Below are 622 nucleotides of genomic sequence, written 5' to 3'. Positions count from 1 at the left end.
GCCAAAGCGTTTGAAATGGAGCGACTGTAAAAGGATGTCGTTTTACCAGACGCCCGAATGCCGGAATAATAAGGCAACGCTACTGGAAAGGAAAGAGGCTAAGGAGAAGTATATAAGGTATGCTAAAAGGTATATGTAGGTTCGTTTTTTATTTGGATAAAGCCTGTTTTCTGACAGGCTTCTTTATTCTGTTTATATTAACATTTCTTTTAGCCTGACAAACGATTGTATTACCTGCTCCATATCAGGATTTTCAACGTGTACCAGCAGGGATGAGCAAAGTGTGTAATATTCCCCTTCTTCGTGCAGTTCTTCTTTATGTATATGCCTGAACCTGTCCCTGCATTCATTGCCCCATATGTCGAAAAGCCTTTTCCTGCACAGTTCCCTGCCGTCCAGGCTATCGCATATGTATATCATTGAGTTCCGGTTGTTTTGAAAGAATAATTCAATGATGCACAGGATTGTCTCCCGTATGCGCGGGTCTGATGTCTTAGCGGCGCGTTCGCCTTTGTGCTCAAAGTTGAACATAAAGGTATTCTCAAGGCTTTTGTCGTAATTACTACAACAAATAAAATAAGCGGTATATTCGATACCGCTCACTGTTATAAAGGAATACGCC

The 622-nt window shown here is 41.5% G+C and carries 1 protein-coding gene; it reads right to left on the bottom strand.

Annotated features, from left to right (window positions below; all coding sequences use genetic code 11):
* Positions 1 to 192: 192 nt before the first annotated feature.
* On the bottom strand, positions 193 to 622 hold a 430-nt coding region (locus ACFO6W_RS26445), incomplete at its 5' end, for a DUF6169 family protein (protein WP_380002190.1).

Source organism: Dysgonomonas termitidis (genome assembly GCF_042654545.1).
Taxonomy (GTDB): Bacteria; Bacteroidota; Bacteroidia; order Bacteroidales; family Dysgonomonadaceae; genus Dysgonomonas; species Dysgonomonas termitidis.
This window is presented reverse-complemented; position numbering and strand designations above follow the sequence as displayed.